Source organism: Paenibacillus polysaccharolyticus, from assembly GCF_023714295.1.
GTDB lineage: Bacteria > Bacillota > Bacilli > Paenibacillales > Paenibacillaceae > Paenibacillus > Paenibacillus polysaccharolyticus_A.
On sequence record NZ_JAMAUN010000025.1, the window covers coordinates 1 to 1,307 of the forward strand.

The following is a 1,307-nucleotide window of genomic DNA, read 5'->3' on the forward strand; positions in this document are numbered from 1 at the left end:
CTGGTGGACCTATGTCAAGAAAGTAGACACTTACGCGACGGATTTGTCCGTAAACTTCTTCGCAAAACGAGCAGGGGAAAGATAACCTAGCGCACCATGCATTCGCTTGCGGTTGTAATAGAACTCAATGTACTGGTAAATGGCGTTATACGCCTCTTCTGGATTCTTAAAACGAGGGTTACAGTAAATGAGTTCCTTCTTCAAAATACTGTGCCAAGACTCGATACATGCGTTATCATAACAGTTTCCTCGGCGGCTCATACTGAGCTCCATGCCATACGATTTCAGTTGCTCCACGTATTCTTTTGACGTGTACTGTGAGCCACGATCCGAGTGATGGAGCAATCCTGGAGCGGGGCGTTTGGCCTGGTAAGCGTCTTTCAATGCATCTAACACCAAGCTCGTTTCCATATGGTTGTACAGGCGCCAGCCCACAATCTCACGCGTACACAAATCCAGAACACTGGCGAGATATAACCGGCCTCCACGGCAGGGAATGTAAGTGATATCGGTGACCCATGCGGTGTTCGGTTTGGACGTTTGAAATTGCTGGTTCAGCGTATTTGGTGCAATGGGATGATGATGGTTAGAATCCGTCGTTTGGACACGATACCGAGGACTATGCACGGAACGAAGATTCATTTGACGCATGTATATACTGACGGTACGGGAAGAGATTCTGTATCCTTCCAGATGGAGCGCATACGTAATTTTCGGACTTCCGCACCGCTTCTGGTGGTCGTAGAAATGAAACCGAATACGCTTCATGATCTCAGTTCTCCGGTGCTGCGGTTTACTTGTTCGATCCATCCGCCATTTGTAATATCCGCTCCGTGACACATGTAACAGGGTGCACATCTTCTCCAAAGAAAACAGGGAGCGATGGTCTTCCACAAACTGAAATCTTAATTCTTTGGTTTGCTGAAGATGTGCACTGCTTTTTTTACAATAGCCAGTTCCTCTTGTGTGTCCGCAAGCGTATGCTCTTTCTCTTGAAGTAACCGGCGCATTTCTTTAAGCTCTGCTTCCAGTTCTTTCACTCGATCTACACTAGCTACGGGCTCATGTTTAAGTTCACGATACTTGCCCATCCACTGGTGTAATGTACTTTTTGGAATGTTGAGTTCTTCTGCCAAGTCTCCGAGTGTCTTGGTCTGTTCTTGAATAAATTTTACCGTTTGTTTCTTGAATTCTTCATTGTATCGTTGCCGTTGTTCTCCCATGTGGACACACCTCCGTTAGCCTTATTATCCTTCTGTCCGTTAATGGGTGTCCACTTTTTATTCTAGTTCCATGGTGATCGTTAG

At 46.1% G+C, this 1,307-nt stretch carries 2 protein-coding genes; both read right to left on the bottom strand.

Features of this window, described 5'->3' with window-relative positions:
* Positions 1 to 30: 30 nt before the first annotated feature.
* Complete coding sequence (locus tag M3629_RS27920; RefSeq protein WP_251512168.1) at positions 31 to 894, bottom strand: IS3 family transposase; 864 nt, start codon at positions 892 to 894, stop codon at positions 31 to 33.
* An 11-nt stretch (positions 895 to 905) separates the two neighbouring features.
* Positions 906 to 1,223 (bottom strand): transposase, encoded by a 318-nt coding sequence (locus M3629_RS27925; RefSeq protein ID WP_090921784.1) that lies wholly within the window; start codon positions 1,221 to 1,223, stop codon positions 906 to 908.
* Positions 1,224 to 1,307 lie beyond the last annotated feature (84 nt).